Annotated in this window: 22 protein-coding genes; all 22 read left to right on the forward strand. The window is 43.9% G+C overall.

Features of this window, described 5'->3' with window-relative positions; translation table 11 throughout:
• The first annotated feature begins 1 nt into the window (after position 1).
• The 22 genes from AB4583_RS01395 (at position 2) to AB4583_RS01500 (ending at position 25,719) form a co-directional block, all read left to right on the forward strand.
• A complete protein-coding gene (locus tag AB4583_RS01395; protein ID WP_017061344.1) occupies positions 2-1,444 on the forward strand; it encodes an MSHA biogenesis protein MshI in 1,443 nt (480 codons plus the stop codon).
• Positions 1,444-2,091, forward strand: coding sequence for a type 4a pilus biogenesis protein PilO (gene pilO, locus AB4583_RS01400; protein ID WP_102321222.1), 648 nt, complete (start codon positions 1,444-1,446; stop codon positions 2,089-2,091). The genes AB4583_RS01395 and pilO overlap by 1 nt, the downstream gene beginning before the upstream one ends.
• Entirely contained in the window at positions 2,084-2,416 is a 333-nt protein-coding gene (locus AB4583_RS01405) for an MSHA biogenesis protein MshK (protein WP_372116094.1), read from the forward strand. The genes pilO and AB4583_RS01405 overlap by 8 nt, the downstream gene beginning before the upstream one ends.
• Before the next feature lie 15 nt (positions 2,417-2,431).
• A complete protein-coding gene (mshL, locus tag AB4583_RS01410; RefSeq protein ID WP_017065932.1) occupies positions 2,432-4,069 on the forward strand; it encodes a pilus (MSHA type) biogenesis protein MshL in 1,638 nt (545 codons plus the stop codon).
• Positions 4,070-4,122: 53 nt separating this feature from the next.
• The gene (locus tag AB4583_RS01415; protein WP_017061348.1) at positions 4,123-4,962 is read left to right on the forward strand and encodes an ExeA family protein; all 840 of its coding nucleotides are present in this window, start codon (positions 4,123-4,125) and stop codon (positions 4,960-4,962) included.
• Between the two features lie 2 nt (positions 4,963-4,964).
• Positions 4,965-6,140: a tetratricopeptide repeat protein gene (locus AB4583_RS01420; protein ID WP_372116096.1), complete on the forward strand. Its 1,176-nt coding sequence runs from the start codon at positions 4,965-4,967 to the stop codon at positions 6,138-6,140.
• The gene (locus AB4583_RS01425) at positions 6,130-7,854 is read left to right on the forward strand and encodes a GspE/PulE family protein (protein WP_017061350.1); all 1,725 of its coding nucleotides are present in this window, start codon (positions 6,130-6,132) and stop codon (positions 7,852-7,854) included. The genes AB4583_RS01420 and AB4583_RS01425 overlap by 11 nt, the downstream gene beginning before the upstream one ends.
• A 12-nt stretch (positions 7,855-7,866) precedes the next feature.
• Entirely contained in the window at positions 7,867-9,087 is a 1,221-nt protein-coding gene (locus AB4583_RS01430) for a type II secretion system F family protein (RefSeq protein ID WP_372116098.1), read from the forward strand.
• Positions 9,088-9,089: 2 nt separating this feature from the next.
• The gene (locus tag AB4583_RS01435) at positions 9,090-9,569 is read left to right on the forward strand and encodes a hypothetical protein (RefSeq protein WP_372116101.1); all 480 of its coding nucleotides are present in this window, start codon (positions 9,090-9,092) and stop codon (positions 9,567-9,569) included.
• Between the two features lie 115 nt (positions 9,570-9,684).
• Entirely contained in the window at positions 9,685-10,227 is a 543-nt protein-coding gene (locus AB4583_RS01440; protein ID WP_076645622.1) for a prepilin-type N-terminal cleavage/methylation domain-containing protein, read from the forward strand.
• 34 nt (positions 10,228-10,261) lie between these two features.
• Positions 10,262-10,729, forward strand: coding sequence for a type II secretion system protein (locus tag AB4583_RS01445; protein ID WP_372116104.1), 468 nt, complete (start codon positions 10,262-10,264; stop codon positions 10,727-10,729).
• Between the two features lie 126 nt (positions 10,730-10,855).
• On the forward strand, positions 10,856-11,371 hold the full coding sequence (locus AB4583_RS01450) for a prepilin-type N-terminal cleavage/methylation domain-containing protein (protein ID WP_372116105.1): 516 nt from the start codon (positions 10,856-10,858) through the stop codon (positions 11,369-11,371).
• Positions 11,368-11,970: a prepilin-type N-terminal cleavage/methylation domain-containing protein gene (locus AB4583_RS01455; protein WP_372116107.1), complete on the forward strand. Its 603-nt coding sequence runs from the start codon at positions 11,368-11,370 to the stop codon at positions 11,968-11,970. The genes AB4583_RS01450 and AB4583_RS01455 overlap by 4 nt, the downstream gene beginning before the upstream one ends.
• Positions 11,970-12,737 (forward strand): PilW family protein, encoded by a 768-nt coding sequence (locus AB4583_RS01460; protein WP_372116110.1) that lies wholly within the window; start codon positions 11,970-11,972, stop codon positions 12,735-12,737. Before AB4583_RS01455 ends, AB4583_RS01460 begins: the two co-directional genes overlap by 1 nt.
• Entirely contained in the window at positions 12,727-13,149 is a 423-nt protein-coding gene (locus AB4583_RS01465; RefSeq protein WP_372116112.1) for an MSHA biogenesis protein MshP, read from the forward strand. Before AB4583_RS01460 ends, AB4583_RS01465 begins: the two co-directional genes overlap by 11 nt.
• Positions 13,150-13,152: 3 nt before the next feature.
• The gene (locus tag AB4583_RS01470) at positions 13,153-17,058 is read left to right on the forward strand and encodes a DUF6701 domain-containing protein (protein WP_372116114.1); all 3,906 of its coding nucleotides are present in this window, start codon (positions 13,153-13,155) and stop codon (positions 17,056-17,058) included.
• A 150-nt stretch (positions 17,059-17,208) separates the two neighbouring features.
• Positions 17,209-18,252, forward strand: coding sequence for a rod shape-determining protein (locus AB4583_RS01475; protein ID WP_017062957.1), 1,044 nt, complete (start codon positions 17,209-17,211; stop codon positions 18,250-18,252).
• 94 nt (positions 18,253-18,346) lie between these two features.
• Positions 18,347-19,234: a rod shape-determining protein MreC gene (gene mreC / locus AB4583_RS01480; protein WP_004735927.1), complete on the forward strand. Its 888-nt coding sequence runs from the start codon at positions 18,347-18,349 to the stop codon at positions 19,232-19,234.
• Complete coding sequence (gene mreD, locus AB4583_RS01485; RefSeq protein ID WP_017061361.1) at positions 19,224-19,712, forward strand: rod shape-determining protein MreD; 489 nt, start codon at positions 19,224-19,226, stop codon at positions 19,710-19,712. The genes mreC and mreD overlap by 11 nt, the downstream gene beginning before the upstream one ends.
• 7 nt (positions 19,713-19,719) lie before the next feature.
• Positions 19,720-20,343, forward strand: a complete 624-nt coding sequence (locus tag AB4583_RS01490; RefSeq protein WP_372098526.1) for a nucleoside triphosphate pyrophosphatase — start codon at positions 19,720-19,722, stop codon at positions 20,341-20,343.
• A 20-nt stretch (positions 20,344-20,363) separates the two neighbouring features.
• On the forward strand, positions 20,364-21,833 hold the full coding sequence (gene rng / locus AB4583_RS01495; protein WP_102321214.1) for a ribonuclease G: 1,470 nt from the start codon (positions 20,364-20,366) through the stop codon (positions 21,831-21,833).
• Positions 21,834-21,843: 10 nt separating this feature from the next.
• Complete coding sequence (locus tag AB4583_RS01500) at positions 21,844-25,719, forward strand: YhdP family protein (RefSeq protein WP_372116117.1); 3,876 nt, start codon at positions 21,844-21,846, stop codon at positions 25,717-25,719.
• Positions 25,720-25,762 lie beyond the last annotated feature (43 nt).

The following is a 25,762-nucleotide window of genomic DNA, read 5'->3' on the forward strand; positions in this document are numbered from 1 at the left end:
AATGAATTTTAAAGCGATTTTAGACAAAATAAAGCCAACGAATAATAAAGGTAGCTCGCAAGTTGTCTTGCTGGGCAATGACGCCATTTATATTTCATCGACAGAACAAGATCCTCAAGTAGCCAGCATTCCCGTGGTTAATGGGGACTGGGAGAGTGCGCTAAAAAAATCGCTTAGCAGTGAGGCGTTTACCAGTAATAGCGTCCAACTGATTGTCTGTGCTAACTACTACCAAACCTACCAAATTGATAAACCGGACATTCCAGAGAGTGAATGGTCGGTAGCACTGCCTTTTTTACTCAAAGATCTTGTTTCAGAAAGAGTCACGGAAATTACTGCGAGTGCGGTCGCGTTACCAACGTCGAACAAGCTGCAAGTATATGTCCTGCCTAAAAAGCTGTTGGACAAGCTTTTGAATATCACTAATTCGGCTCAGGTTGAATTAATAGGTGTTGCTCCTGAAGATGAAATCTGGGGTTACAGTGCAGGCGAACTGTCTAATTTCATTCTTTTACAACGTAGCGTCAATTCACACTTTAAATTGGGTGCGTTTGTCGAAAATACCGTTTGTTTTCAAAGAACCATCCGCAGTGTTGTGCCACCTTTAACGGGTGTTGCGTCAAGTGCTCTGCAGTTAGATGGCCTCGCTTTAGAGCTTCAACGCTCGATTGATTACCTTTCTTCTCAAATTAAAGGCACCCAGCTTCACCAGCTTAAAATCTGTTGTGACGAAGAAGATGAAGCAGAGTTACAAAGTGCCTTAAACAGTACATTGAGCTCGACAGTTTCACTGTTGGTTGAAGGTGAGCGTGATAATTCAGAGAGTTTGTTGCTTAAACTTGCAGCTGAAAAAGAGACGTTTAAGGTCAATCTTTACCCTGAACACCTTAAGCCTAAAAAAGAATATTTTACGCTGACCAATGTTGTTGCGAGCTGGGGAGTAATTTGTGTTTTGATGCTTGGTGGTTACTTCGCAATGCAGTATCAAGTTTCTAATCTAGATAAAGAGCTAACAGCCCTGCAACAAGACTCGAATCAACTTAACAAGCAAGTTAACCAATTGAATAGTAAGTTAACTCAGCATAAACCGTCTCCAGAGAAAGTCGCGGCGGTTGCGCGTCTCAAACGTGAGACTGAGGCTAAAAAAGAGGCTTTGAAGGCTGTTGGACAATACGACGAATCCCAACAAGTCGGGTATTCTGGCGTCATGAATTCCTTAGCTAAATTAGGCCGAAATGACATTTCTCTTTCGCACATCTACATGACCCACGATACTTTAGATCTTAGTGGCTTGGCTCGTAACGCAAATGTCGTTCCGAACTGGATTGGTCAGTTTAAAAGTGAGCTTAATTTAGTCGGACGCACTTTTGAAAAACTAAAAATTGGCCGTAATGATCAGGATGTGGTGACGTTTGAGCTAAGTACTCGTCGGGAGAGTAAATAATGCAGCAGTGGAACCAGCTGAGCGATAAGTTTCTTGCATTAAGTCAAAGAGAAAAATGGCTACTTTTTGTGTGTGGTTTTGTTGGCCTATCGATGTTGTTGTTCACCTTATTGGTTGAGCCAGCGTATCTCGACCTACAAGCTAAAAATGCCAAGGCGACCAGCCTGACTCAATCGAATCAAAGGCAGCAAGGTGAGTTACTTGTTCTGCAAGCTAAGTTAAACAAAGACCCAGACAAAGACATTAATCGAGAGTACAAAAAGCTGCTGGTGGAGAGCCAAGATCTCTCACTTCAGCTTTCGCAGATTGTCGATGGATTAATCACACCTTCTCAAATGTCGCAGTTACTGGAGAGCGTTCTTAACGCCGGTACTGGGCTAAAGCTTGAGTCGCTAGAGTCATTAAAACCAGAAGCGATTTCGAACAATAAAGAGACCAGCGAATATTCAGGCTACTTTCTTCACCCTGTAAGAATGGAGCTAACCGGCAGTTACTTTGATATCTCAGCTTACCTTCAAGCACTTGAGTCTCTACCTGTGAGTTACTACTGGCGCACATTTGAATACTCAGTAGAAGAATATCCTAAAGCTCGACTGGTGTTCGAGGTTTACACATTAGGTACTAGACAGGAGTTTATCGGTGGTTAGAACTCTTTTGTTGTCCTTGCTATTTAGTAGCTCTTTTGTGTGGGCTGAGCAAGATCCCACGGCGCCATTAGGCTGGCTTTCACCTCAACAGAAAACGGCGCCTGCTAAGAAAGCACCAACTCGTTATCGCTTGCCTTCTTTAGAAAGCATCGTGTGTAAGGGAGATACGCCTTGCTATGCGATTATGAATGATCAGATTCTCGGACAAGGGGAAACGATCAGAGGGTACCGAGTTAAGAACATAGATCCAGAATACGTCACTCTGCAGAGAAGCTCTAAGCAGTGGAAATTAGAGATGTTCTCTTTAGATGTTAAGAATAATTAAGGTTAGAGTGAAGACATGCGTAAACTTGTAGTAGCAATCCTAGTGTCATCTTTAGTCGGCTGTTCGATGGGGCATAGAGATCCTGTTGAGATTAAAGAGTCTTTAAACGAATCGATTAATGAAGCGAATAGCAGAGCGCTTCATGAGCTGCCTTCGTCGGTTCAAGATGACCTTATGCCTCAGCTTAATTCTGACTCGATGTCTCCGGGGATGGAAACGGTTAAGCGTTTTCGTATTCAGGCAAAAGGCGTTGAAGCGAGAACTTTTTTTGCCAGCTTAGTGAAAGGTACGGAATATAGTGCGGCTATTCACCCAAGTGTGTCTGGAAACCTTACGCTTAATCTAACGGACGTGACGTTAGATGAGGTACTGGCTGTTGCTCAAGATATGTATGGCTACGATATTGAAAAGCGTGGCAAAGTGATTCAAGTTTATCCTGCCGGTCTTCGCACCGTAACGATCCCTGTCGATTACTTACAAGTTAAGCGTTCTGGTCGCTCACTAACGACGATCACCACCGGCACGATCTCTAACTCAGATTCGAATTCATCGAGCTCTTCAAACTCGAACTCAAACTCGTCAAATTCATCTAACTCTTCTAATTCATCAAACTCGACATCGAATGGTGGTACAGAGATTGAAACGACCTCTGAAAGTGATTTTTGGCCACAGCTTGAAGCGGCGGTTGCTCACTTAATTGGCTCGGGCGATGGGCAAAGCGTTGTCGTGACCCCGCAAGCAAGTGTGATTACAGTGCGTGCTTACCCTGACGAAATTCGTGAGGTTCGAGAGTTCTTAGGTATTTCTCAAAAACGCCTGCAGCGTCAAGTTATCCTAGAAGCCAAAATCATGGAAGTAACCTTGAGTGATGGTTACCAACAAGGTATTAGCTGGTCTAATTTATCTAAGTCGATTGGCAGCGGCGGTGTGGTAATTGATCGACCTGGTGGAACTTTGCCTCCATTAGATGCGATCAGCTCTTTGTTAGGCGGGCAAACCAACGTAACGATCTCAGATGGCAGTTTTGAAGCGGTATTGAGCTTTATGGATACTCAAGGTGACCTGAACGTTCTATCAAGCCCACGAGTCACAGCTGCAAACAACCAGAAAGCGGTTATCAAAGTGGGTACTGACGAATACTACGTGACGGATTTATCTAGCGCGGTAGGCAGTGGTGACAACGCGAACGTCGCACCTGAGGTTGAGTTAACTCCGTTCTTTTCGGGTATCTCCTTAGATGTGACCCCTCAGATAGATGATAAAGGTAGCGTATTCTTACATGTTCACCCAGCCGTTATTGAGGTCGAGGAAGAAGTGAAAGAGCTCAACCTTGGTTCTACAACGGGTGTGGTGCAGCTTCCTTTGGCGAAAAGCTCTATTCGTGAGTCTGACTCAGTGATTCGAGCTCGAGATGGCGATGTGGTTGTTATTGGTGGTTTGATGAAATCCAACACCAGTGATGTGACCTCTAAAGTTCCATTCCTCGGTGATATTCCAGCCTTAGGTCATTTGTTCCGTAATACCAATCAGTTAACGCAAAAAACTGAGCTCGTGATCTTACTTAAGCCAACGATCGTGGGTGTGAATACTTGGCAAAATGAGTTGGAGCGTTCACGTGATCTTCTTCAGCAGTGGTTCCCTGATGAAGAGTAATTGCTTACTTTCTCAATATAGAGTGGCAGTGTCTCACTAAGCTAGGTCGTCGTATGTATCAAGCTCACTTTGGTTTTGAACAACTGCCATTTACCTTAACGCCGAATACCGATTTCTTCTATGGTTTAGCGCCTCATTTCGAAGCGATTCAGACGGTAATCTCGGCGTTGGAAATGGGCGAGGGCGTGATTAAGGTGACCGGAGAGGTAGGCACTGGAAAAACCATGGTTTGCCGGATGTTGGTCAATCACCTACATGACTGTACAGCTCTGATCTACTTACCAAACCCTGTGTTATCAGGGGCAGACTTGCGCCAGGCGGTTGCAACAGAGCTTGGTTTAGCTGTCGATAATGAAGCAACCTTGGTTGATAACATTCAGCATAAGCTCATTGAATTGCACAATTCTGGTTTAAGAGTGGTGGCTATTCTTGATGAAGCTCAGGCTCTATCGGATGAAGCGCTCGAAACATTAAGGTTGTTTGGTAACCTTGAAACGGAAGATAAAAAACTGCTGCAGATTGTTCTATTAGGTCAGCCAGAATTGGATGCTCGATTAGAGGCTTATCACCTAAGGCAGTTTCGCCAAAGAATCACATTTAGTTCGACACTGAGACCGCTGAATCTCGATGAAACGGTGGCTTATATTGATAATCGAATCGCTAAATCTGGTGGCAGTCCTGAGTTATTCAGCTTGAATCAAAAAAAGGCGATCTGTCGTTCGTCGTTAGGTATCCCTAGATTGATAAACCAACTTTGCCATAAGGCTCTATTGCTTTCGTTCAGTGAAGATAAGAAAAGTATCGACAACCAACATCTTTTTTCAGCTATGCATGAAACGTACGATGTGTGTAAGCCTAAATTTAAAACGCCAATACTGTGGGGTTGGAATTAATTATGAGCGTCATTAACAACGCCTTGTCTGAATTGGCAAAGAAAAAGTCAGCGACTTCGATTGAAGCCGCAGTCGTACCTAAAGTAAAAACGCGTTCCCCCCTAGTTTGGGTTGTTGCAGGTTTTACTTTGAGCTTAGCGATGGGCGGTTGGGCGATATCGCAAGGCCCTGTGATTGATCAGTCTATTGTTGAGCAGTCAATCTCAACTCGAGATTTACAGGTTCAAGTCTCTGTCGTTGATGATTCAAATGGCATTCAGGAAGTTGCTCAACCTATCTCATCGCCAACTAAGAAATTGGTGACACTAGACTCTGCGATCCTTTCAACAGAAAACACTGCGATGGCAAAAAGCGCTCAATCTAAGCCTAGTGTTTCCGAATCAGTTGTTATGTCTGCCCCAAAAGCGACAAAACAACAAACACCGGCTAAACCTCTAAGCACGCCTAAAACGATTAGGACTGACATCCCCCAACCAGTTTACGTTGATAGTGTGGCCAAAAAAGATCCTGCGTCTATCTCTAATGAGCCTGTAGCCTCTGGTGATTCAGAAAATAGCGGAATGTTGATCGAACAGGTTGAGTTAACTCCGGAACAGCTATCTGTGAATGCACAAGGTCGAGCTCAGAAAGCGCTTGATGCGAACGATCTTACTGGTGCGTTGAAGGGCTACACTGAAGCTCTACGCTACACGCCACGAAATGAAGATGTCCGTCAGAAACTTGCGATTCTCTATTTTGGTAAAGGCGATACTCGCAAAGCCTATGAGCTTTATCAGTCTGGAATTAAGCTCAACATCAACAGTGAAAAATTGCGATTAGGGTTATCTAAACTGCTGGTTAAAGCGAATCAATCAGAAGCGGCGCTGAGCCCTTTAGTACACATGCCTCCGCATCCAACTCAAGAGTATCTAGCAATGCGTGCGGCGTTGAGCCAAAAATCACAGCAAGAAGAAATCGCACTCGAGAGTTATCAAAAGTTGGTTGAAGTCGATTCAGATAACGCTCGCTGGTGGTTGGGCTTAGCGATTCAGCAAGAACGCCAGTTAGACTTCGCTGCAGCAAAACAATCATATCAAGGTGCGTTGACTAGAGTCGGTATCTCATCTCAATCACAAAGCTTTGTGCGTGACCGGTTAAAAATACTCAATGCTTTAGAGGAGAGCGGCGATGCAAATTAGATTAAGAAAAAGACTTGGTGATTTGCTTGTCGAAGAAGGCATTATCACTGAGGCTCAAGTTGAACAAGCACTGGCCGCTCAGAAAAGTACTGGGCGTAAGCTGGGTGATGCGCTAATTGAGCTTGGCTTCTTGTCAGAACAGCAAATGCTGAGCTTTTTGTCGCAGCAGTTAGCGATTCCTCTTATTGATTTAAGCCGAGCCGTTGTCGATGTTGAAGCAGTACAGCTTTTACCCGAAGTACATGCTCGTCGCCTTCGTGCATTGGTTATTGGACGCCAAGGTGACACTTTGCGTGTTGCAATGAGTGACCCTGCGGATCTGTTTGCCCAAGAGTCTTTGCTTGGTCAGCTCGGCGATTACGCGCTTGAATTCGTTGTTGCTCAAGAAAGGCAATTGGTTGATGGCTTCGATCGCTATTATCGAAGAACCAAAGAGATTGCCTCGTTTGCTGAGCAACTTCACGCTGAACACCAAGTTAATGATGCTTTTGATTTCGATATCGCTGAAGAAGACAGTGATGAAGTTACCGTCGTTAAGCTGATCAACTCACTATTTGAAGATGCTATTCAGGTTGGCGCTTCGGATATTCATATCGAGCCAGATTCAAACGTATTGCGTCTTCGTCAGCGTATTGATGGTGTGCTGCATGAAACATTGCTGAATGAGGTGAATATTGCTTCGGCACTTGTACTGCGCTTGAAGCTGATGGCAAACCTCGATATCTCAGAGAAACGTCTTCCTCAAGATGGTCGCTTTAATATCCGAGCTAAAGGTCAGTCGGTTGATATTCGTATGTCGACCATGCCAGTACAGCACGGTGAATCAGTGGTTATGCGTCTTCTTAACCAGTCAGCAGGCCTACGTAAACTAGAAGAGTCGGGCATACCGAGTGATCTGTTGGTTCGTCTGCGTCAACAATTGCGCCGTCCACATGGCATGATTTTGGTTACCGGACCAACCGGCTCAGGTAAAACAACAACCTTATACGGCGCGTTAAGTGAATTAAACGAACCGGGTAAAAAGATCATTACTGCGGAAGACCCGGTGGAATACCGCCTACCTCGTGTGAATCAAGTTCAGGTAAACCCTAAGATCAATCTCGATTTCTCTACTATCTTGAGAACCTTTCTACGTCAGGATCCCGATATTATTCTTATCGGTGAGATGCGTGACCACGAAACCGTTGAGATAGGCTTGAGAGCTGCACTGACCGGCCACTTAGTATTAAGTACGTTACATACCAATGATGCGGTAGACAGCGCGTTGCGTATGATGGATATGGGTGCTCCGGGTTACTTGGTCGCGAGCGCTGTTCGAGCAGTAGTCGCACAGCGATTAGTTCGTAAAGTGTGTACAGATTGTAAGGTTGAGGATGAGTTAGATGAACCTCGCAAGCAATGGCTGAGCGTCCGTTTCCCTAACCAAGTAGGTGTGCCGTTTATGAAAGGCCGTGGTTGCCAGAACTGTAACTTAACCGGTTACCGCGGGCGAATTGGTGTATTTGAAATGTTGGAGCTAGAGCAAAACATGATGGATGCGCTGAGAGCTAATGATGCGGTAGGTTTTGCTCAAAAGGCGAGACAGTCTGAAAACTATAAACCGTTATTGGCTTCTGCGATGGAATTGGCTCTGCAAGGTGTCGTGAGTCTTGATGAGATAATGCATCTTGGCGAAGGTGATGCGTCCGGTGCCACTGACCCAATTTATCTGTAGGGGTAGAATGATATGCCAACGTATCGTTATGTAGGTCGCAGCTCTGATGGTAGTCAAGTAAGTGGGCAATTAGACGCGAATAACGAAGATCTTGCTGCTGAAAGCTTGATGAGTAAAGGGATCATTCCAACCTCTATCAAACTGGGCAAAAGTGGTGGTTCAGTCTTAGATATGGATGTATCGAGTCTGTTCTTTCCGAGTGTACCGTTAGAGGTGTTGGTTCTGTTTTGTCGACAGTTATACAGCCTAACCAAAGCGGGTGTACCACTATTAAGATCGATGAAAGGCCTAACTCAAAACTGTGAAAATAAGCAGTTGAAAGCCGCCTTGGAAGAGGTGGTTGCTGAGCTAACTAATGGGCGTGGATTAGCGGCATCGATGAAAATGCATCCAAATGTATTTAGTTCTTTATTTGTTTCTATGATCGGTGTGGGAGAAAATACCGGTCGTCTAGATCAAGCGTTGCTGCAATTGGCTAGCTATTACGAACAAGAAGTCGAAACTCGCAAACGAATAAAGACTGCAATGCGTTACCCCACTTTTGTTATTGCCTTTATAACAGTTGCTATGTTTGTCTTGAATACGCAAGTGATTCCTCAATTCTCAAGTATGTTTGCACGCTTTGGTGTCGACTTGCCACTACCCACTCGTATCTTGATTGGTATGTCTGAGTTCTTTGTGAATTATTGGGGCTTAATGGTTGGCGTGATCTTTGGCCTTATCTTTGCTTTTAAAGCATGGATTAAGACAGACAAAGGATTGGAAGAGTGGGATAGATTGCGCTTAAAAATTCCAGTCATTGGCGGGGTAGTAAATCGGGCACTATTGTCACGCTTTTCACGTACTTTTGCCTTAATGCTAAAAGCGGGTGTACCACTTAACCAGTCACTAGCGCTTTCGGCGGAAGCCTTAGATAACCGTTTTTTAGAGTTGCGAGTTCAAGCGATGAAGTCGGCCATTGAAGCCGGTAGTACGGTTTCATCGACTGCGATTAACAGCGAAATTTTTACCCCTCTAGTGATACAAATGATTTCAGTGGGCGAAGAGACGGGTCGTATCGATGAGCTGTTGCTGGAAGTATCTGATTACTATGATCGAGAAGTCGATTATGACTTAAAAACATTAACTGCGCGAATAGAACCCATTTTGTTGGTCATCGTTGCTGGTATGGTGTTAGTGCTAGCATTGGGGATATTTTTACCAATGTGGAGCATGATGGATGTAATGAAATAGTCATGTTGTCGAAGCCTTTGTTTCAACTAGACGTAAAAAGCTTAAAGTGGGTTCAGCGCTTTATTATTTATGTATTGGTTCTTTGTCTTATCGGTACTTTCCTTTCGTTTACGAAAAGAATTAGTGAAGAAGCGCAGAGAGTTGCATTGATTGCATCTGCAAAATCGATGCAACTAAAGTTAAACGAATATCATGAATATTGGTTGTTGAATAAGCAACCCAAGTTTGTGCAACTAGATGGTAATGGTATATCGTATGATTTAAGTGGGTGGGTGATTCCATCGACAAGTGGTGGCAACATTTGTCAAGAGTTACTTAAACTAGCCTCCCCTGAAAAAAAATTTAAAGGCTATACTTTTGAGTTGAGAAGTAGATCGTTAGTTGGTGGAAGTTATGAGTGTCGTTATCAACTGGTTAAAGACTCCACTTTAATAATAAATAAGTCAGCAGGATTCTCGGTAAAAGTAAGTTTCAATGAGTAACAACTTGTATATTGTCATTTTTTTTGACGATAGTGGTTTTTTTGACACAAAAACATTTCATTAATTTTTTTACAAGTTAGAATACGTTTATATTTAACATTTCAAGGGTATATCCATGAAAAAAGTAACAGGTTTTACGCTCGTTGAGCTAGTTGTTGTCATCGTTGTTTTAGGTTTACTCGCTGTGGCAGCGTTACCTCGATTTATTGATGTAACTGATAATGCAAAAGAAGCAAGTATTGAAGCCGTTGCTGGTGGATATGCTACAGCTGTGCTTTCTGCTCGTGCGCAATGGGAAGGGAACGGTCGTCCGGTAGCTGGAACTCAAGAACGACCACAAGTTGATTATGATGGTCAAGACTTCTGGTTAACGGAGTCTGATGATACTTACCGTGATGGCTACCCTTATGAACTTGAAGACAATAGTACTAACGGTATAGGCACCCCTACTTTTAACCCGGCAAGATGTGTTCGTCTAATGGAGAACCTTCTTCAGAACCCACCATCAGTAGCTGCAACGACTGCTTCTAATGGAGAAAAATATGTGGCGACAGCAGATGTGAATACTGTATGTCGTTATACACAGCAAGAAGGCAAAGAACATTATTTTGAGTACGACGTTACATCTGGTTCGGTAACAGTAACGTTAGATAATTAAGAATATTTTAAATTTAACCAAGTGAGAAAGTAGTATGAAAAAGCAAGGTGGTTTTACCCTAATCGAGTTAGTGGTAGTAATTGTGATTTTAGGTATTCTTGCGGTAACTGCAGCGCCACGTTTCCTTAATTTGCAAACCGATGCCCGTGAATCTTCACTGCAAGGTCTAAAGGGTGCAATGGCTGGTGCAGCTGGTATTGTTTACGGTAAAGCCGCAATAAATGGTGTGGAAACTGCGGATACAAAAACTGTCGTAGACGAGATTGATACTATTTATGGTTACCCAATGGCAAGTGCTACAGGTATTGGTGAAGCTGTAGACGGCCTAAGTTCTGACTGGAGTGTTGTTTCGACAGCAGTAGGTACTGGCAGCTTTATTGCCTATACTTTTAAGGAGCAAAAAGAAAGCTCTTGGTCTGCGACACAAGGTTGTTTTGTCCGTTACCAGGAAGCGACGAGCTCCGCGATTGCTACTGCAACAGTAATTAATACCAAGTGTTAATATTGTAACTTGAGTAGGCCAGCTAAGCTGGCCTTTTTTTACTTTAAATGCCTCACCTTCTCCACAGACATTCATTGTTCTCTGCGCTACAATTAATCAATTACTATCAGATGGTTAGTTCTCAAAATGCCAGTGAAAATTCCTTTTTTAAGTAGACATAATGGCTTTACTCTTATTGAACTAATCGTGGTGATTATTTTGCTTGCGATTATTGGTGTGGTTGCGACTAGTCGTTATATAGGTCTAAGCAGTGTGTCCGCTTATGCCGCGCAAGAGCAAGTGATTACTACCATTCGTTATGTTCAGCTTGCCCGCATGCAATCAAACAGTGATACCACTGAAGCAAGACATCAATTACGAATTAACAGCACTGGAGATTGCTTGGGATCTTTAGCGGGGTGTGATCTGATTGATGCCGCTAATTCTGTATCTGAAAGAAGCGGTATAGCTGCCACTCGAAGTGATATCAATTACTTTGAAGAGGGGGTGCTTTTTACACCCACAGATAAAACCTACACCTTTGACCTTTTTGGTAATCCGTCTGTTACTGACACCATTACCGTAAGAGATTCTACTGGTGGCAGCTCTTGTGAGGTACTTATTAACGGTCAAGGTTACGTTTCAGAGGGAAACTGTTCATGAAGCGTTTCCTAGGTTTCTCTCTTATCGAAATGATCGTTGCGATCATCATTATGGGGATTGCCTTAGTAGGCTTTACCTCTTATTTGTATCCACAAATGCGTGAATCGGCCGCACCGCACTATCAAACTCGCGCGGTGGCACTTAGCCAGAGTTTGATGAGTCAAATCCTATCAAGAGGGTTTGATCAGTGGAGCGATTTTGATGGTGGTTTTATTCGATGTGGTGAGGAAAGAGTTCCTGTTAATGCATCAAACCCAGATAACAACTGTACAGATGCAGGCTCTCTTGGCTTGGATGCTGGAGAGTTAGTATCGAGGCCTGAGAGCTATAACGATGTTGATGACTTTATTGGTTGCTGGAAGACAGGAACCACTGCTGCTGAGTGTAGTAGTAATGTAGAGCACTATCTTACTGATGTACTCAATAACTCTAGTGCTGATGAGTACAAGAATTTTCGTGCGGAAGTTAGCGTTCGTTATGCGACAAGTTCCGATATTTCAGATACCACTCGTCCCCAAGATTTTAAGATTATCACGATTAATATCTTTGCCAGTCAATATGGGCCTTACACATTGACAGCCTATAAGGGAAATTACTGATGAAGCAAAAAGGCTTTACCCTTATAGAGATGATCGTAACCATCGTCGTCGCAATGTTCTTGTTCCTTGGTATAGCGGGATTTGTGCAATTTGGCATGAAGGGTTATGCCGACTCGATTGATCGCCAACGCTTACAAACCCAAGCTCAGTTTGTTTTAGAAAAGATGTCACGTGAAATTAAACATGCTGTTCCCAATAGCTTTGATGTGCCGATAAGTATCGCTACGCAGAGGTGTCTGTCTTTCTATCCAATTAAATACTCGGGTTTTTATAGTTATGATCCTGTATTGATTGGTGGAGCGCGCACTGTAGATTTTCTTATTGGACAGGATAATTCAGTTCTTGGCGAAAATGATTTTATGGTGGTGAACCCTACTCGTCAGTCTGATCTTACGGATAATACCTCAGGTCAAAGAATATCGGTCAACACAACAGGTGTTGTCCCTGACCCAGATAATGATCATCAATTTTCTAGAACTGACTCAGAAGTCAGCTTAGATAGTGAATCCATTGCTAACCGCCACTTTATTTATGATGTGAATAACTTAATCACTTATTGTTTAAATACAGGAATAAATGAAACAGGTGGGTTTATTACTCGCAACGGAGAAACAGTCGCTGCGAACATTGATGTTGCGGAGAGCGAGTTTAGGTACCTAGAGCCATCTCTACATCGAGGTGGGCTAGTTCATATAAAGTTACGTTTTTCGCAAAATGGTGAAGTGAGTGACTACATACATGATGTGCAGGTGCAAAATGTCCCGTAAGCAGAAGCAGCAAGGAAACGTACTTATCGTCGCAATATTTACTTTGGTAGTTATGGGCTTTCTTGCGACATCATTGAACCGTGTCCGTTGGGCAAGTAGTGATGCTCTAACCCAAGAGTTTTTGGGCTCTCAAGCGTGGTTACTTGCGAATTCCGCTAATGAGTGGGCTTTAACTCAGATTTATCCGGTGGGAAGCTCTGCTGTGTCAGATGCATGCAGTGTCGTTAATGTAGTTCCAAGTATTGATGTGGCTAATGACAACTGTGCTCTAGAAGCTGTGAAATGTACGCCAATTGGAGAGTTAAACCTCGACGGTGAAGATCGAAGTTTTTTCAAAATAGAAGCTACTGCAGCATGTGGCAATGACAATATTAAAGTAACCCGACGCCAAGAAGTATGGGTGAGGGAGTAAACGATGGTAAAGCATTTCTCAGTATTGCTAGTAGCGCTTTTTTTATCACCATTAGTGCAAGCTGATATTAATACTAACCCTCAGTTTGAGTTCGGTACGATTCCCGCCGATAAATGTACTATTTCCGGATCAAAAGTAGAGTGTGTAATTGAGTTTGAAAAAACCTATGATTCAGCGCCTTTGGTGTTTGTTATGTCAACGGTTAATGCGACCCGCTCAAACTTTAATAGTAAAACGACAGAATACCCTTCTGATCTCCGTGTTTGGTCTATTTCATCGAGTCAGGCAACGATAAAGCAGCTACTTCCGCCCCATGATGCGGCGTGTGTTCGCTTGAAGCAGAATGATAAAGGGCAGTGGCGATGCAGCACCAATACCAACGATCCTTTAGTGGAGTACGTTGATGCTCCGATGGAAAATATCGACTATTTGGTCATTGAGCCAGGCGTTCTGGAGTTTGATAGTGGGGCGAAATTAGTTGCAGGGACCATTGATTATAACCGTACTTATTCAAATGCTGGTGGTGGAGCTAATAATAGTAAATCGGTGCAATTCAGTGATTTTGGCTTGTCATCCAACTTTAGCTCTTCCCCAGGCGTTTTAGTACAGATTCAAAGCTTGAGCAATATGCAAGGTAGCGCTCCTGTTTGGTTAACCCCAATAGCTCTAAACCCGACAACAAATGCATTTAATCTAGTCCTTGATCGTTCAGAAGTTTCATCTAATGCTCAGCTTACTAGTAATGAACAAGTTGCTTTTGTCGCAGGGCTAGGAGAAGGGTTTATAAATGGGCAGAAATTTTGGCTTGGCCAAGGGTCAACATCAAATACGCTGAATATCGATGATAGGGTTATCAAACCAATCACAGAAGGTTGTCAGCTTGTACAAGATTTTTCAGCTTCTGGTTTTTCGGGTATCCCTACATTACTCGCGTCAAAGCGTACACGTAATGGTAACAATGGCGGCTGGTTGAGGCGCTGTTCAGTATCGAAAACTGGTGTTGCTTTAATCAACGAAGAAGACATGACTCAAGATTATGAACGTGCGCATGTTGTAGAGCCCTATTCGTACTTTTTATTTGATAAGCCGCCAACGAGTGAAATTTGTCAGTTATTCCCTTCACCAGCTCAAACATGGAAAAATAACGAGAATACTTATATTTTGTTGGATACATCGGAGGGGATAGAAGGAGCGTTAGTATCAAATGGAAAGAGGTATATAGGGTTTCCTCAAAATACGATAACAGGAAATAAGAAGGAGAGCGCTTGTGATAGTACGGAGTGTTATGGTGAAGAAGGATTGTTGGTTAATAAGCAAGAACTAGAAAGCTTCCAATCTCCTGATAATGGACTGGAGACTGTAAATGTATGGCAGGATGATGCAGAATTTTCTAATAATGAATCAATAGGAAGTTTGAGTGTTGGAAAAGGCTCTGTAACATTTTATAGCGGCACATACTGGGTCGGTAGTTTGGATATTAATAACGCAGGGAGAGTCATTATCCCTGACGGAGAAAAAGTTATTATTCACATAGGAAAAGTGAATTTAAGTAATAATGATTCATTTTTCGGTGAAGAAGGTGATGGGCAACTAGTAGTTTTTATCCACGCATTGCAAAACTCTACTGTTAACTTTGCCAACCGGAGTGAGTTTAGAGGTCTTTTATATAGCGAAGTCGATGTCATTATGAGCAACCAGTCAACGGTCTATGGTGCAGTTACTGCTAAGGCTATTAGCCTGAGGAATACTTCTAAGATTATTGCGACTGACAATCATTGTTTTCAACCTTCGGATGACTATGAAATTGATATTTCCCCAGCAACCGATTTAGCTTTGATGTGTGGCGACGACTCCCCTCAATTTACCATTAATACCTCTAATAATGGTGTGGCTGAAAGTCTAGGCGTTACCGTAGGTATTACGCCAGACGCTGATGAGTTCGACGTTTCTGTACTACAAGGACAAGGTTCAGGTACTTACCCTAATTATGTTTCAAATGACGATGGTGAATTAACTTTAAAAGTTGTCGCTAAAGATACTGCCAATATTGATTTTGATACAGCTTATAAGCTAACAGCGACATTAGTCGATGATTCTGGTAAAGAGGTTGAAAGCCAGTTTAAGTTCGTACCATTTAAATTCTCTTTAGTGGAAGGCAATACTCCAACCAATCATCTTAACGTTATTGCAGGGCAGGCCACACCGACAGTAACTAAAGTTTTAGCATGCGATTCTGGTGACTCAATTGTTGTTGCTGAAAACTATGTAGGTGAAGCTGATGATGAAATTACTATTTCCCACGAGCTTGATAGTTCTTGGAGTGGCTCCGATGGCTCGCTGACCTACTTACCTGAGTTCAAAAAAGGTAGCGCCTCAACTGACTTAACTATCTCTGAGTCAGGGCTTTTCAACGTCACTTTAAAAGACAGCAGTTTTGATTGTACAGGTTTCGCAGGTTGCCCCGAGGATGGGAGTTACGATGTAGAGGGAAGTTTCTCGGTCTACTCCCGACCTTGGAAATTTGCAATTTGTACAGGCAGCAATTCTGATGGTAACAGCAGTGGTGGGAATGCGTTTGTTGCTGCGGGGGAAGAGTTTGACGTGTTTGCTAAACCAATTAGATTCTCGAGTAACGCTAACCCTTCGTGTAACAATAGCTTAGTAACACAAAACTATTTGCTGTCCTCTGGTGCTGTCGTTGCAACTCATACTCTGGATACTCCTAGCAATAATGGTGCAGTGCTTGGTAGCTTAGAGCCTGGTAGCCAATTGACTCAGTCTAGTTCCGATATTAGTCTTGATGATAATGGTTATAAATTCAAAAGTTTAAATTATTCAGAAGTTGGTAGTATAAATTTTGAAGTGACCGAAGACTCGAGCAGCTTTTATGGCAAGATTCTTGGCGGATTTTCTGGAAACAAGAATATAGGTCGTTTTTATCCTGATTACTTAACACTTATTAGTAACAGTTGGAACTATTCTAGCGGTCACGATAGTTTTGCTTATATGGCACAGGGTATTTCTTTCAATTTTATCGTTGAAGCCCGCAATCGAGATAACGAACCAGTGACTAACTATGGTCTATTTGCGGATTCATTAAAGGCATCGATTAAGCATGTAGCGATAAACGAAGAAGATGGTGCAGTTTTAAATACAAGGGTTTGGTTATCAGGAGAAAAGGATGCGGACCACATTAGTTGGGGAGAAGATGATTGGTCTTCGGCTCGTTTAACAATTGAAAATTTTGATTATGAATTCTTAAGGTTAGCTAGTGAAGATGGCCCGTACGATGACACTACTAGTGAATTTGGGGTGTGGGTCAGTGATAAAGTTGATGGTGTAGATTTACAATTTCTAGACTTAGACAATACTAATACAGATTATACCAATGGTACAAAGTTTAATGCTCAACCGGATTTTAGATATGGAAGGATGTCTCTCAAAGATGTAGGAGGTAATCAAGGTAGTAGTATCCAAGTTCCATTAGAAGTTCAGTATTGGTCTGGAAGTAAATTTGAGATTAATTCAGATGACAGTGGAAGCCAGTTTAATGGTAGTGATTACTGTGTAACTAAAATTTGGCATGATTCAGAGGTTACAGATGCCAAATTAACTAGCGATACAGATGATAATGGAAGTGATGATATTGTCTCAGTATTGAAGGGGGTATCAAGTAACCTTATTGCTAAGCAAGATACTAGTCGTCGTGAGCAAGTCAGGTTGTTTTTAAGGCAGGGTAGTTCACCAAGTGGAGCTACTTGTTTTGGAAGTAAGGGAACTCAACCTTGGCTACAGTATAACTGGAGAGGCTTAGGCGATGAAGATCCCTCCACCGTCGTCACATTTGGTATCTACCGTGGTAACGATCGTGTGATCTACCGAGGTGAAAGTGGCTTAACAGGTCAGTAATAATATAATTTTTGCCCCTTAAGTTAGGAATCTGTAAGAAATTGCGGGTTTCAGTCCATGTTTGCACTTCAATGCCTTGCCGTAACAGCAAGGCATTGGTACATTTAGTGCAATTTTTGTCTTCTAATTCTTGCAGGATGAGCGAAGAATATGTTTAAAAAACTTCGTGGCATGTTTTCAAACGACCTATCGATTGATTTAGGTACAGCCAATACCCTTATTTATGTAAAAGGCCAAGGCATTGTTCTTGATGAGCCTTCAGTTGTCGCTATTCGCCAAGATCGTGCGGGTTCTGCAAAGAGTGTCGCTGCTGTTGGCCACGCTGCTAAGCAAATGCTTGGTCGTACGCCTGGTAACATCTCAGCGATCCGTCCAATGAAAGACGGTGTAATTGCCGACTTTTACGTAACGGAAAAAATGCTTCAGCACTTCATCAAACAAGTGCATGACAACAGTGTGCTTAAACCAAGTCCTCGTGTTTTGGTTTGTGTACCTTGTGGTTCAACACAGGTTGAGCGTCGTGCTATCCGTGAATCAGCGTTAGGTGCTGGTGCTCGTGAGGTTTACCTAATCGATGAGCCTATGGCTGCTGCGATTGGTGCTGGCCTACGTGTCTCTGAGCCAACAGGTTCAATGGTTGTTGATATCGGTGGTGGTACTACTGAAGTTGCGGTTATCTCACTGAACGGTGTGGTTTACTCGTCTTCTGTTCGCATTGGTGGTGACCGTTTTGATGAAGCGATCATCAACTACGTTCGTCGTAACTACGGCAGCTTGATCGGTGAAGCGACAGCAGAGAAGATCAAACACGAAATCGGTTCAGCTTACCCTGGCGATGAAGTCGAAGAGATCGAAGTACGTGGTCGTAACCTTGCTGAAGGTGTGCCTCGTAGCTTTAGCCTAAACTCAAACGAAATCCTTGAAGCACTTCAAGAGCCTCTATCTGGCATCGTATCTGCAGTGATGGTTGCACTTGAACAGTGTCCACCAGAGCTGGCTTCTGATATCTCAGAAAACGGTATGGTACTAACGGGTGGTGGTGCACTGCTTAAAGACCTTGATCGTCTGTTAACAGAAGAAACAGGTATCCCTGTTGTTGTTGCAGAAGAGCCATTAACGTGTGTTGCTCTAGGTGGCGGTAAAGCTCTAGAGATGATCGACATGCACGGCGGCGATCTGTTCAGCGAAGAATAATATCTAGTGTTAGGCTCTTTTCTTATCTAGTTTTATGTAAAGAGCCTAGGACCTTGTCTATAGGATCAAATGTAGCTCTAGGACCAAATATAGAATGAAGCCAATTTTTGGTAGAGGTCCCTCTCTACAATTGCGCCTGTTTTTTGCTGTAATTTTATCAGCCAGCCTTATGCTGGCTGATAGTCGTTTAGATGCTTTCTCAAATGTTCGCTATCTATTAAACAGCATGGTTGCGCCTATTCAATATGCAGCCAACTTGCCTCGCACTATGTTCGATGGTGTTTACGACCGTTTTAGCACTCGCAAAGGGTTAATTGAATCTAACCATAATATTAAACGAGAAGTCTTGCGTCTGAAGAGCGAGCTGATTCTGCTTGAGCAATATCAAGAAGAAAACAAGCGCCTTCGTAAGCTGTTAGGCTCGCCGTTTATCCGTGATGAGAAGAAAGTCGTCACAGAAGTTATGGCGGTAGACACTTCACCATATCGCCATCAAGTCGTGATCGACAAAGGTCAGATTGATGGGGTGTATGAAGGTCAGCCGGTGATCAACGAAAAAGGCATTGTCGGCCAAGTCACTTTCGTTGCTGCTCATAATAGTCGTGTATTACTACTCACTGATGCAAACAATGCGATTCCTGTTCAGGTTATTCGTAATGACATCCGTGTGATTGCTTCGGGCAATGGCATGATTGACGAGATCCAGCTAGAGCACATTCCAACCAGTACCGATATACAAGAAGAAGATCTGTTGGTGACATCAGGTCTTGGTGGGGTATATCCAGAAGGTTATCCAGTCGCCTATGTTACGGCCGTTGATTACGACCCGAAACGTGAGTTCGCTGTGATTAAAGCAGAGCCTGTGGTTGAGTTCGATAAGCTCAGATACCTGCTGCTTGTATGGCCTGATGAAAACAAACAGATGCAAGCGGATCAATCGAGCATAGAACAAGCATTGTTAGAGGGCGAAGATGGCCAATAGCGTTTTGAGAAGCAAGGTAGTAATTTTCTGCTCATTTTTAATAGCACTGATTCTGCAGACGATCCCTTGGCCTGGTAGCTTAGATTTATTTAGACCATCTTGGTTACTGCTGGTTACGTGTTACTGGGTTTTGGCTCTACCGCATCGTGTTAACGTGGGTAGTGCTTTGATTTTAGGCTTATTGTGGGACCTTTTGATCGGCTCTACTCTGGGTATTCGAGGCATGATGATGGCAATAGTGATGTACATTATTGCGATGAACTTCCTCGTCATTCGTAACATGGCGTTATGGCAGCAAGCGATGATCATTGCCGCGTTAACGGTCTTGTTTGAGGTGTTGATCTTCTTTGGTGAATATTTGATCCAAGATGTTGTTTTCAATCCGTTATCGTTATGGAGCGCATTGATAAACTGTATACTTTGGCCTTGGATGTTTTTATTAATGAGACGCGTGCGTCGCCATTGGCATGTGAGGTAGCGTGACGATGGAAAAGAAACATTTAGTTTTGGCATCCGGCTCTCCACGCCGCAAAGAATTGCTATCTCAACTCGGTTATGAGTTTTCTGTCCTCGTAACCGATGTTGAAGAGTGTAAACACGCTCAAGAAACCGCCGAAGAATATGTTAAGCGACTATCTTTAGATAAAGCTTTAGCTGCGTTGTCTTTATTGAAAGATAACCCTTCTGAAAGGCAGCATGTCGTTCCTAGTTCTGATACTGTAGATCATGGCTCTGATATAGTCGTTCTTGGTTCTGACACAGTCGTCGTAAGCCAAGGGCAAGTGCTTGAGAAACCCACCGATTTTACTGACTCTAAGCGCATGCTTACTCAGTTAGCGAATGAACGTCACCAAGTGATGACGGCGGTTTCTGTGGTTTCAGAAGAAAAACAAAGAACAGAAATCATTATTACCGACGTATGGTTTAAACCCCTCAGTGAAAAAGAAATAGAACAATACTGGCAAACAGGGGAGCCATGCGATAAAGCCGGTAGCTATGGGATCCAAGGTTTGGGCGGACGCTTTGTTACCCGAATTGAAGGTAGTTATTACGCCGTTGTCGGCTTACCTTTATTTGAAACGGACCAGCTACTGCAAGAATTCTTATAATTACTAACCTGAGGTGCACCATGAGTGCTGAATTGTTGCTGAACGTGACCCCGAGTGAAACTCGTGTGGCCATGATTGAAGGGGGGGCTCTTCAAGAGATCCATGTCGAACGAGATGCTCGACGCGGTATCGTAGGAAATATCTATAAAGGACGTGTAAGCCGTGTTCTTCCGGGAATGCAGGCGGCTTTTGTGGATATAGGCCTTGAGAAAGCAGCTTTTTTACACGCCTCTGATATTGTCCCACACACTGAATGTGTCGCTGAAAACGAAAAGAAACAATTTCAGGTTCGTGATATTTCAGAGCTTGTCCGTCAAGGGCAAGACATTGTGGTGCAAGTGGTCAAAGACCCTCTTGGTACTAAAGGTGCTCGCTTAACCACTGATATCACTCTACCGTCTCGTTATCTGGTATTTATGCCGGGCGCAAGTCATGTTGGTGTATCTCAACGTATCGACAGCGAGTCTGAACGTAACCGTCTTAAAAAAGTCGTGTCTCGTTACTGTGACGAACACGGTGGCTTCATCATCCGCACAGCAGCAGAAGGTGCAGATTCAAATGAGTTGGCACAAGATGCCGCATTCTTGAAGCGATTATGGCTAAAAGTATTAGAGCGTCGTGGTAAGCACAAGGCGCGTACTCGTTTGTATGGTGAGCTTTGCTTAAGCCAACGTATCTTACGTGACTTCGTCGGTACTGAGCTGAGCAAGATTCAGGTCGATTCTCGTCTAGAATATGAAAACCTAAAAGAGTTTACCTCTGAATACGTGCCTGAGCTGACAGACAAGCTTGAGCTGTATGAAGGTGATAAGCCTATCTTTGATATGTACGATACCGAGAACGAAATTCAGCGTTCATTGGATCGTAAAGTCGAATTAAAGTCTGGTGGATATCTGATTATCGACCAAACTGAAGCGATGACCACGGTTGATATCAACACTGGCGCGTTTGTTGGTCGTCGTAATCTAGAAGAGACGATTTTCAACACCAACGTAGAAGCGACTCAAGCGATTGCTCGCCAGCTACGTCTGCGTAACTTAGGTGGCATCATCATTATCGACTTTATTGATATGTTGTCTGAGGAACATCGTAAGCGAGTACTAACTTCTTTAGAGGCTGCGCTCGACAAAGACCGTGTGAAAACCAATATTAATGGCTTCACGCAGCTTGGGTTGGTTGAGATGACTCGTAAACGTACTCGTGAAAGTATTGAGCATATCCTATGTTCGAGCTGTCCTGCTTGTGAAGGCCGCGGCAGTGTGAAGACAGTTGAAACCGTTTGTTATGAAATTCTTCGAGAGATCACGCGAGTGAATCGTGCGTACGACGCCGATAAATTTGTGGTCTATGCGGCAGCTGCCGTAGCTGAGGCGTTAGAGGGCGATGAATCTCATGCGCTTGCGGAGCTTGAAGTCTTTATTGGTAAGCTAGTTAAAATCCAGGCTGAGCCTCTGTACATACAAGAGCAGTTTGATGTTGTTATGATGTAATGGAAATTTTGTGAGCTCAAGCGTTACTCTGATTCTACGTGCATGTTTATGGTTAGTGGTTACTCTCTTAGTAACGCTAGCCATTGCCGTTACTACACTGCGTGTAGCCTTGCCCAATTTAAACAAGTATCAATCTGAAATTGAGCTTTGGGTAAACCAACACTCCGGTTTTGATTTTTCGATTCAAGATGTGGGCGGTTTTTGGCGTAACACTCACCCCTCTATTGCTCTGCAAGGCGTTAAAGCTAGCCTCCCCAATGCAGAAGATGTGACCTTCTCTGTTGAGCGTGTTGAAGTCGAGTTTGACTTGATTCAATCGCTCGTGCAGATGCGCCCGGTTGTGGCCGATCTAGTCATGAATCAAATGTATCTTGATATCCGCTCAATTGATCTGTTTGCCGGACAAAATGGCAAAGACGAACCTACAGATCCCGAGTCTTCCAAGCGAGTGATACAAGAGCTCGATAATTTACTGCTAAAAACACTCGTCGATGTAACTGCAAAAGATTCTTCTATTCTTTATCACTCTGTTTCGGGTGAAGAACGTCAGCTCGATATAGAAACCTTAAAATGGCAAAATTCAGACAAACATCACCTTGCTGAAGGTGTGGTGAGTATCAAAGATGCCAATCTAAACTCTCTGTCAGTGAGTGCTAACTTTATTGATGGTGGGTCACTGACTGATGTGACTGGTGAGTTTTATGTCAGTGCCGACAGCATTTCTGTTAAGCCATGGCTTACGCATTATATGCAGGCGGAATCCGGCATTGAAACGGGTACTGTGAGCTTGAATAGCTGGCTTACGCTGCGAAATAGCAAGCCAGTGAGCGCTTATGTTGAGGTTTTACCCTCAGAACTGGCGTGGAACGAAGATGGCGAGCATGACCTCATGCTTGAGTCCGGTGTCTTTAAGTTGTCGCCGACTGATGATGGTTGGCAAGTAAATGGTCACTCACTAAACCTTAGAACGGATGACACACCTTGGCCGGAACTCGACGTAGCGTTCAAGTGGAATCAAGGTCCATGGCAACTCAACATTTCTGAGCTGGATATTGCGACTATTACTCCGTTGATTAAGCTGCTGCCTGACTCTGAACAATCAACCAAAATGATTAACGTATTGGCGCCGGGCGGCTCTGTTTCTGATATCCGTGTTTCCATGGGTTCGGGAATTGACAGTTTACGTTATTCAGCCAGTTTTTCTGATCTTGCTATCGAGCAGTGGGAACTAGTCCCAGGCTTTAGCCAAGTGTCTGGTAGTGTGTTTGGTTCGGCCTCGGAAGCGAAAGCTAGCCTGCATGTTATTGACGATGTGTTCCCTTATGGTGACGTATTCCAAGCGCCTTTGAATATCAAACAAGGTCAGGTTGATATTGTTTGGCAGCAAGATGAAAACGGCTGGAAGCTGTGGTCAGACAAAATCACAGCTGCCACCCCCGATTTACAAGTACTAGGCGCATTCCGCTTAGACTTCCCAAAAGATGCGAGCCCGTTTTTATCGTTCTACGGCGAAGCGGACGCTTACAATGTCGGTGAAACATGGCGCTACTTACCTACATTGGCTCTTGGGCAAGATCTAACAGACTACCTTTCAACTGCGATTCAAGCCGGTAAAGCGGATACCGTAAAACTGTTGTGGCATGGTGATTTGTCTCAATACCCATACACTAACCACGATGGTATTTTCCAGGTTTGGGTTGGCTTAGAAGATGCGAAATTCAGCTTTGATACCGCGTGGCCACTGATTACTGATCTTCAGCTTGATCTGTTGTTTGAAAATGATGCGATGCATCTGGATTCTCGCTCAGCTCAACTGATGGATGTGACGGCAGATCGAATCACAGGACGCATTCCTTATTTAGGGGAAGGCGGCCATATTGAAATTGAAGCTAAAGCGACGGCGTCTGGCAACGCAGTACGCGATTACATGACGTCTTCGCCACTGGTGGGCTCGGTAGGCGCAGCCTTAACCGCACTTCAAGTGAGTGGTGATGTCTCTTCTGAGTTCCAGCTGAATATTCCGTTTGATTCTGAAAAAGAAGCAAGAGCATGGGGTTACGCCGACTTAAGTGGCAACCATGTTGAGATTGAAGCGCCGCCAATGGTGCTCGAGAACACCACGGGTCGAATTGAATTTGATAATGACGTAGTGACGGCAAATGGCCTCGCTGCGGATCTCCTTAACCAAGGTATCTCGCTTGATTTTAAGGGCCTTAATGATGGTCCTGGCTATGCAGTTGATATTGATGTGTTAGGTGATTGGGACGTCAAGCCTCTAGAACCTTACATCGGTGAGCAATGGTTAAGCCGCTTATCAGGTCATGCGCAATGGCAAAGCCAGATTGATATCCAGCTGAATGATATCGGCTTTACCTACCAACTAGACTTACAGTCAGACCTAAAATACTTGGCGAGTGATTACCCATATCCATTGGCGAAAAAATCACTAGAAAGTGGCTCTGCAAGGCTACAGGCATCGGGTAACCAAGAGACGATTACCGCGCGCCTGCAATTGCCAAACACCAAGTACCAAGCTGAGATTGATATCACAGGCGACGTGCCTGAGTTAACGGCGACCAACTTAGTGCTTGGTCGCGGTGGCTACAAAATTAGCCCGGTGGTGGGCCATCACGCCCTGATTCGTACAGACAAATTCAATGCCGATGATTGGTTATCGGTTGTAATGGAACCGGTAAAGCCTTCAACGGCTGTACTTAGTCAAATGAACACGCCAACCATACCTGCGCCAAGCCGTATTACCTTTGAGAGTAAAGAGCTGATCTTGGGTGGTATCTCTTGGAATGACGTCGATTTTAGTGCTAGTAAGAACAAACAGGCGTGGCAAATGGAAGTGTCTAGCCAAGAGCTAGAAGGGGATATTAACTACCTGCCTCCTTATGATTTGACAGTTTCACTGGATCGTCTGCATCTGTTTGTTCCTGAGTGGAGTGATAAGAACAACCAAGATCAGCAACTGCTGCAACGTAAAGAACAAGCTGCGCCATTGATATCCAAATTGGATAGAGAGATCCACGATGCGATGCCAAACCTGACCCTGACGCTGAACGACTTTTGGCTGCAAGGCTACAAGGTGGGTAAGGTCGATGTTGAAATGACGAGGAACGAAGATCGTATCGAGTGGAACAAAATCCAGGTGCGAAGCGGCGGTAACAAAGCGGATGTGAGTGGCTGGTGGGAACTGCAAGGTGACAAGAGTCTTTCATCGTTAACCGTTGATGTTGAAGGTGAAAACAACAGCGAGCTCATGGAGCGCTTTGGTATTACTTCCGGGATTCAAAAAGCGCCATTCGCGTTGGAAGGTCAACTAAATTGGGATGGTTCGCCTTGGGGAATCAAAATGGATACCCTTGATGGCAACGTTAAAACCAAGTTTGGTAAAGGCATTATCTCGGATGTGAGCGGCGCAGCTCGATTACTTGGCCTGTTTAGCCTAGATTCGATCATCCGCAAGATGCAGCTCGATTTCTCAGATGTGTTTGATAAAGGTATGGCCTTCAACAGCATCACCGGAACGGGCGAGATTCAAAATGGTATCTTCCTGACCAATGATCTGAACATGGATGCGGTCGCAGGTGAGATGAAAATCAAAGGTATCGCTAACCTCAACACGCGTCAGGTTGATGCTGAGGTGAACTTTACCCCAGATATTACCTCGGGTATTCCCGTATTAACGGCCTTTGCGGTAACCCCTCAAACAGCGCTGTACGTATTGGCGGTGACCACGGTTATCTCGCCAGTTGTGGAAGTCTTTACCCAAGTAAATTATTCGGTGAAAGGACCATTGGATTCACCAACGGTGAGCGAACTTTCTCGTAGCTCTGGCGAGTTTCAGCTGCCAGAGAAGCTGAGAAAATTAGCCGAATAGGCCTTAAATTAGCCGAAAAGACCTTATGCCCGAGTCAGCGAAT

The organism is Vibrio sp. 10N.222.49.C12, assembly GCF_041475025.1.
GTDB lineage: Bacteria > Pseudomonadota > Gammaproteobacteria > Enterobacterales > Vibrionaceae > Vibrio > Vibrio crassostreae_C.

Bases quoted from the DNA above. Each gene is read 5' to 3' on its own strand.
- AB4583_RS01490 (WP_372098526.1), top strand. From the start codon at position 19,720: ATGGAAAAGAAACATTTAGTTTTGGCATCCGGCTCTCCACGCCGCAAA.
- AB4583_RS01475 (WP_017062957.1), top strand. From the start codon at position 17,209: ATGTTTAAAAAACTTCGTGGCATGTTTTCAAACGACCTATCGATTGAT.
- AB4583_RS01425 (WP_017061350.1), top strand. From the start codon at position 6,130: ATGCAAATTAGATTAAGAAAAAGACTTGGTGATTTGCTTGTCGAAGAA.
- AB4583_RS01420 (WP_372116096.1), top strand. From the start codon at position 4,965: ATGAGCGTCATTAACAACGCCTTGTCTGAATTGGCAAAGAAAAAGTCA.
- AB4583_RS01395 (WP_017061344.1), top strand. From the start codon at position 2: ATGAATTTTAAAGCGATTTTAGACAAAATAAAGCCAACGAATAATAAA.
- mreC (WP_004735927.1), top strand. From the start codon at position 18,347: ATGAAGCCAATTTTTGGTAGAGGTCCCTCTCTACAATTGCGCCTGTTT.
- AB4583_RS01465 (WP_372116112.1), top strand. From the start codon at position 12,727: ATGTCCCGTAAGCAGAAGCAGCAAGGAAACGTACTTATCGTCGCAATA.
- pilO (WP_102321222.1), top strand. From the start codon at position 1,444: ATGCAGCAGTGGAACCAGCTGAGCGATAAGTTTCTTGCATTAAGTCAA.
- AB4583_RS01415 (WP_017061348.1), top strand. From the start codon at position 4,123: ATGTATCAAGCTCACTTTGGTTTTGAACAACTGCCATTTACCTTAACG.
- AB4583_RS01440 (WP_076645622.1), top strand. From the start codon at position 9,685: ATGAAAAAAGTAACAGGTTTTACGCTCGTTGAGCTAGTTGTTGTCATC.
- AB4583_RS01450 (WP_372116105.1), top strand. From the start codon at position 10,856: ATGCCAGTGAAAATTCCTTTTTTAAGTAGACATAATGGCTTTACTCTT.
- mreD (WP_017061361.1), top strand. From the start codon at position 19,224: ATGGCCAATAGCGTTTTGAGAAGCAAGGTAGTAATTTTCTGCTCATTT.
- AB4583_RS01430 (WP_372116098.1), top strand. From the start codon at position 7,867: ATGCCAACGTATCGTTATGTAGGTCGCAGCTCTGATGGTAGTCAAGTA.
- AB4583_RS01435 (WP_372116101.1), top strand. From the start codon at position 9,090: ATGTTGTCGAAGCCTTTGTTTCAACTAGACGTAAAAAGCTTAAAGTGG.
- rng (WP_102321214.1), top strand. From the start codon at position 20,364: ATGAGTGCTGAATTGTTGCTGAACGTGACCCCGAGTGAAACTCGTGTG.
- AB4583_RS01455 (WP_372116107.1), top strand. From the start codon at position 11,368: ATGAAGCGTTTCCTAGGTTTCTCTCTTATCGAAATGATCGTTGCGATC.
- AB4583_RS01445 (WP_372116104.1), top strand. From the start codon at position 10,262: ATGAAAAAGCAAGGTGGTTTTACCCTAATCGAGTTAGTGGTAGTAATT.
- mshL (WP_017065932.1), top strand. From the start codon at position 2,432: ATGCGTAAACTTGTAGTAGCAATCCTAGTGTCATCTTTAGTCGGCTGT.
- AB4583_RS01470 (WP_372116114.1), top strand. From the start codon at position 13,153: ATGGTAAAGCATTTCTCAGTATTGCTAGTAGCGCTTTTTTTATCACCA.
- AB4583_RS01460 (WP_372116110.1), top strand. From the start codon at position 11,970: ATGAAGCAAAAAGGCTTTACCCTTATAGAGATGATCGTAACCATCGTC.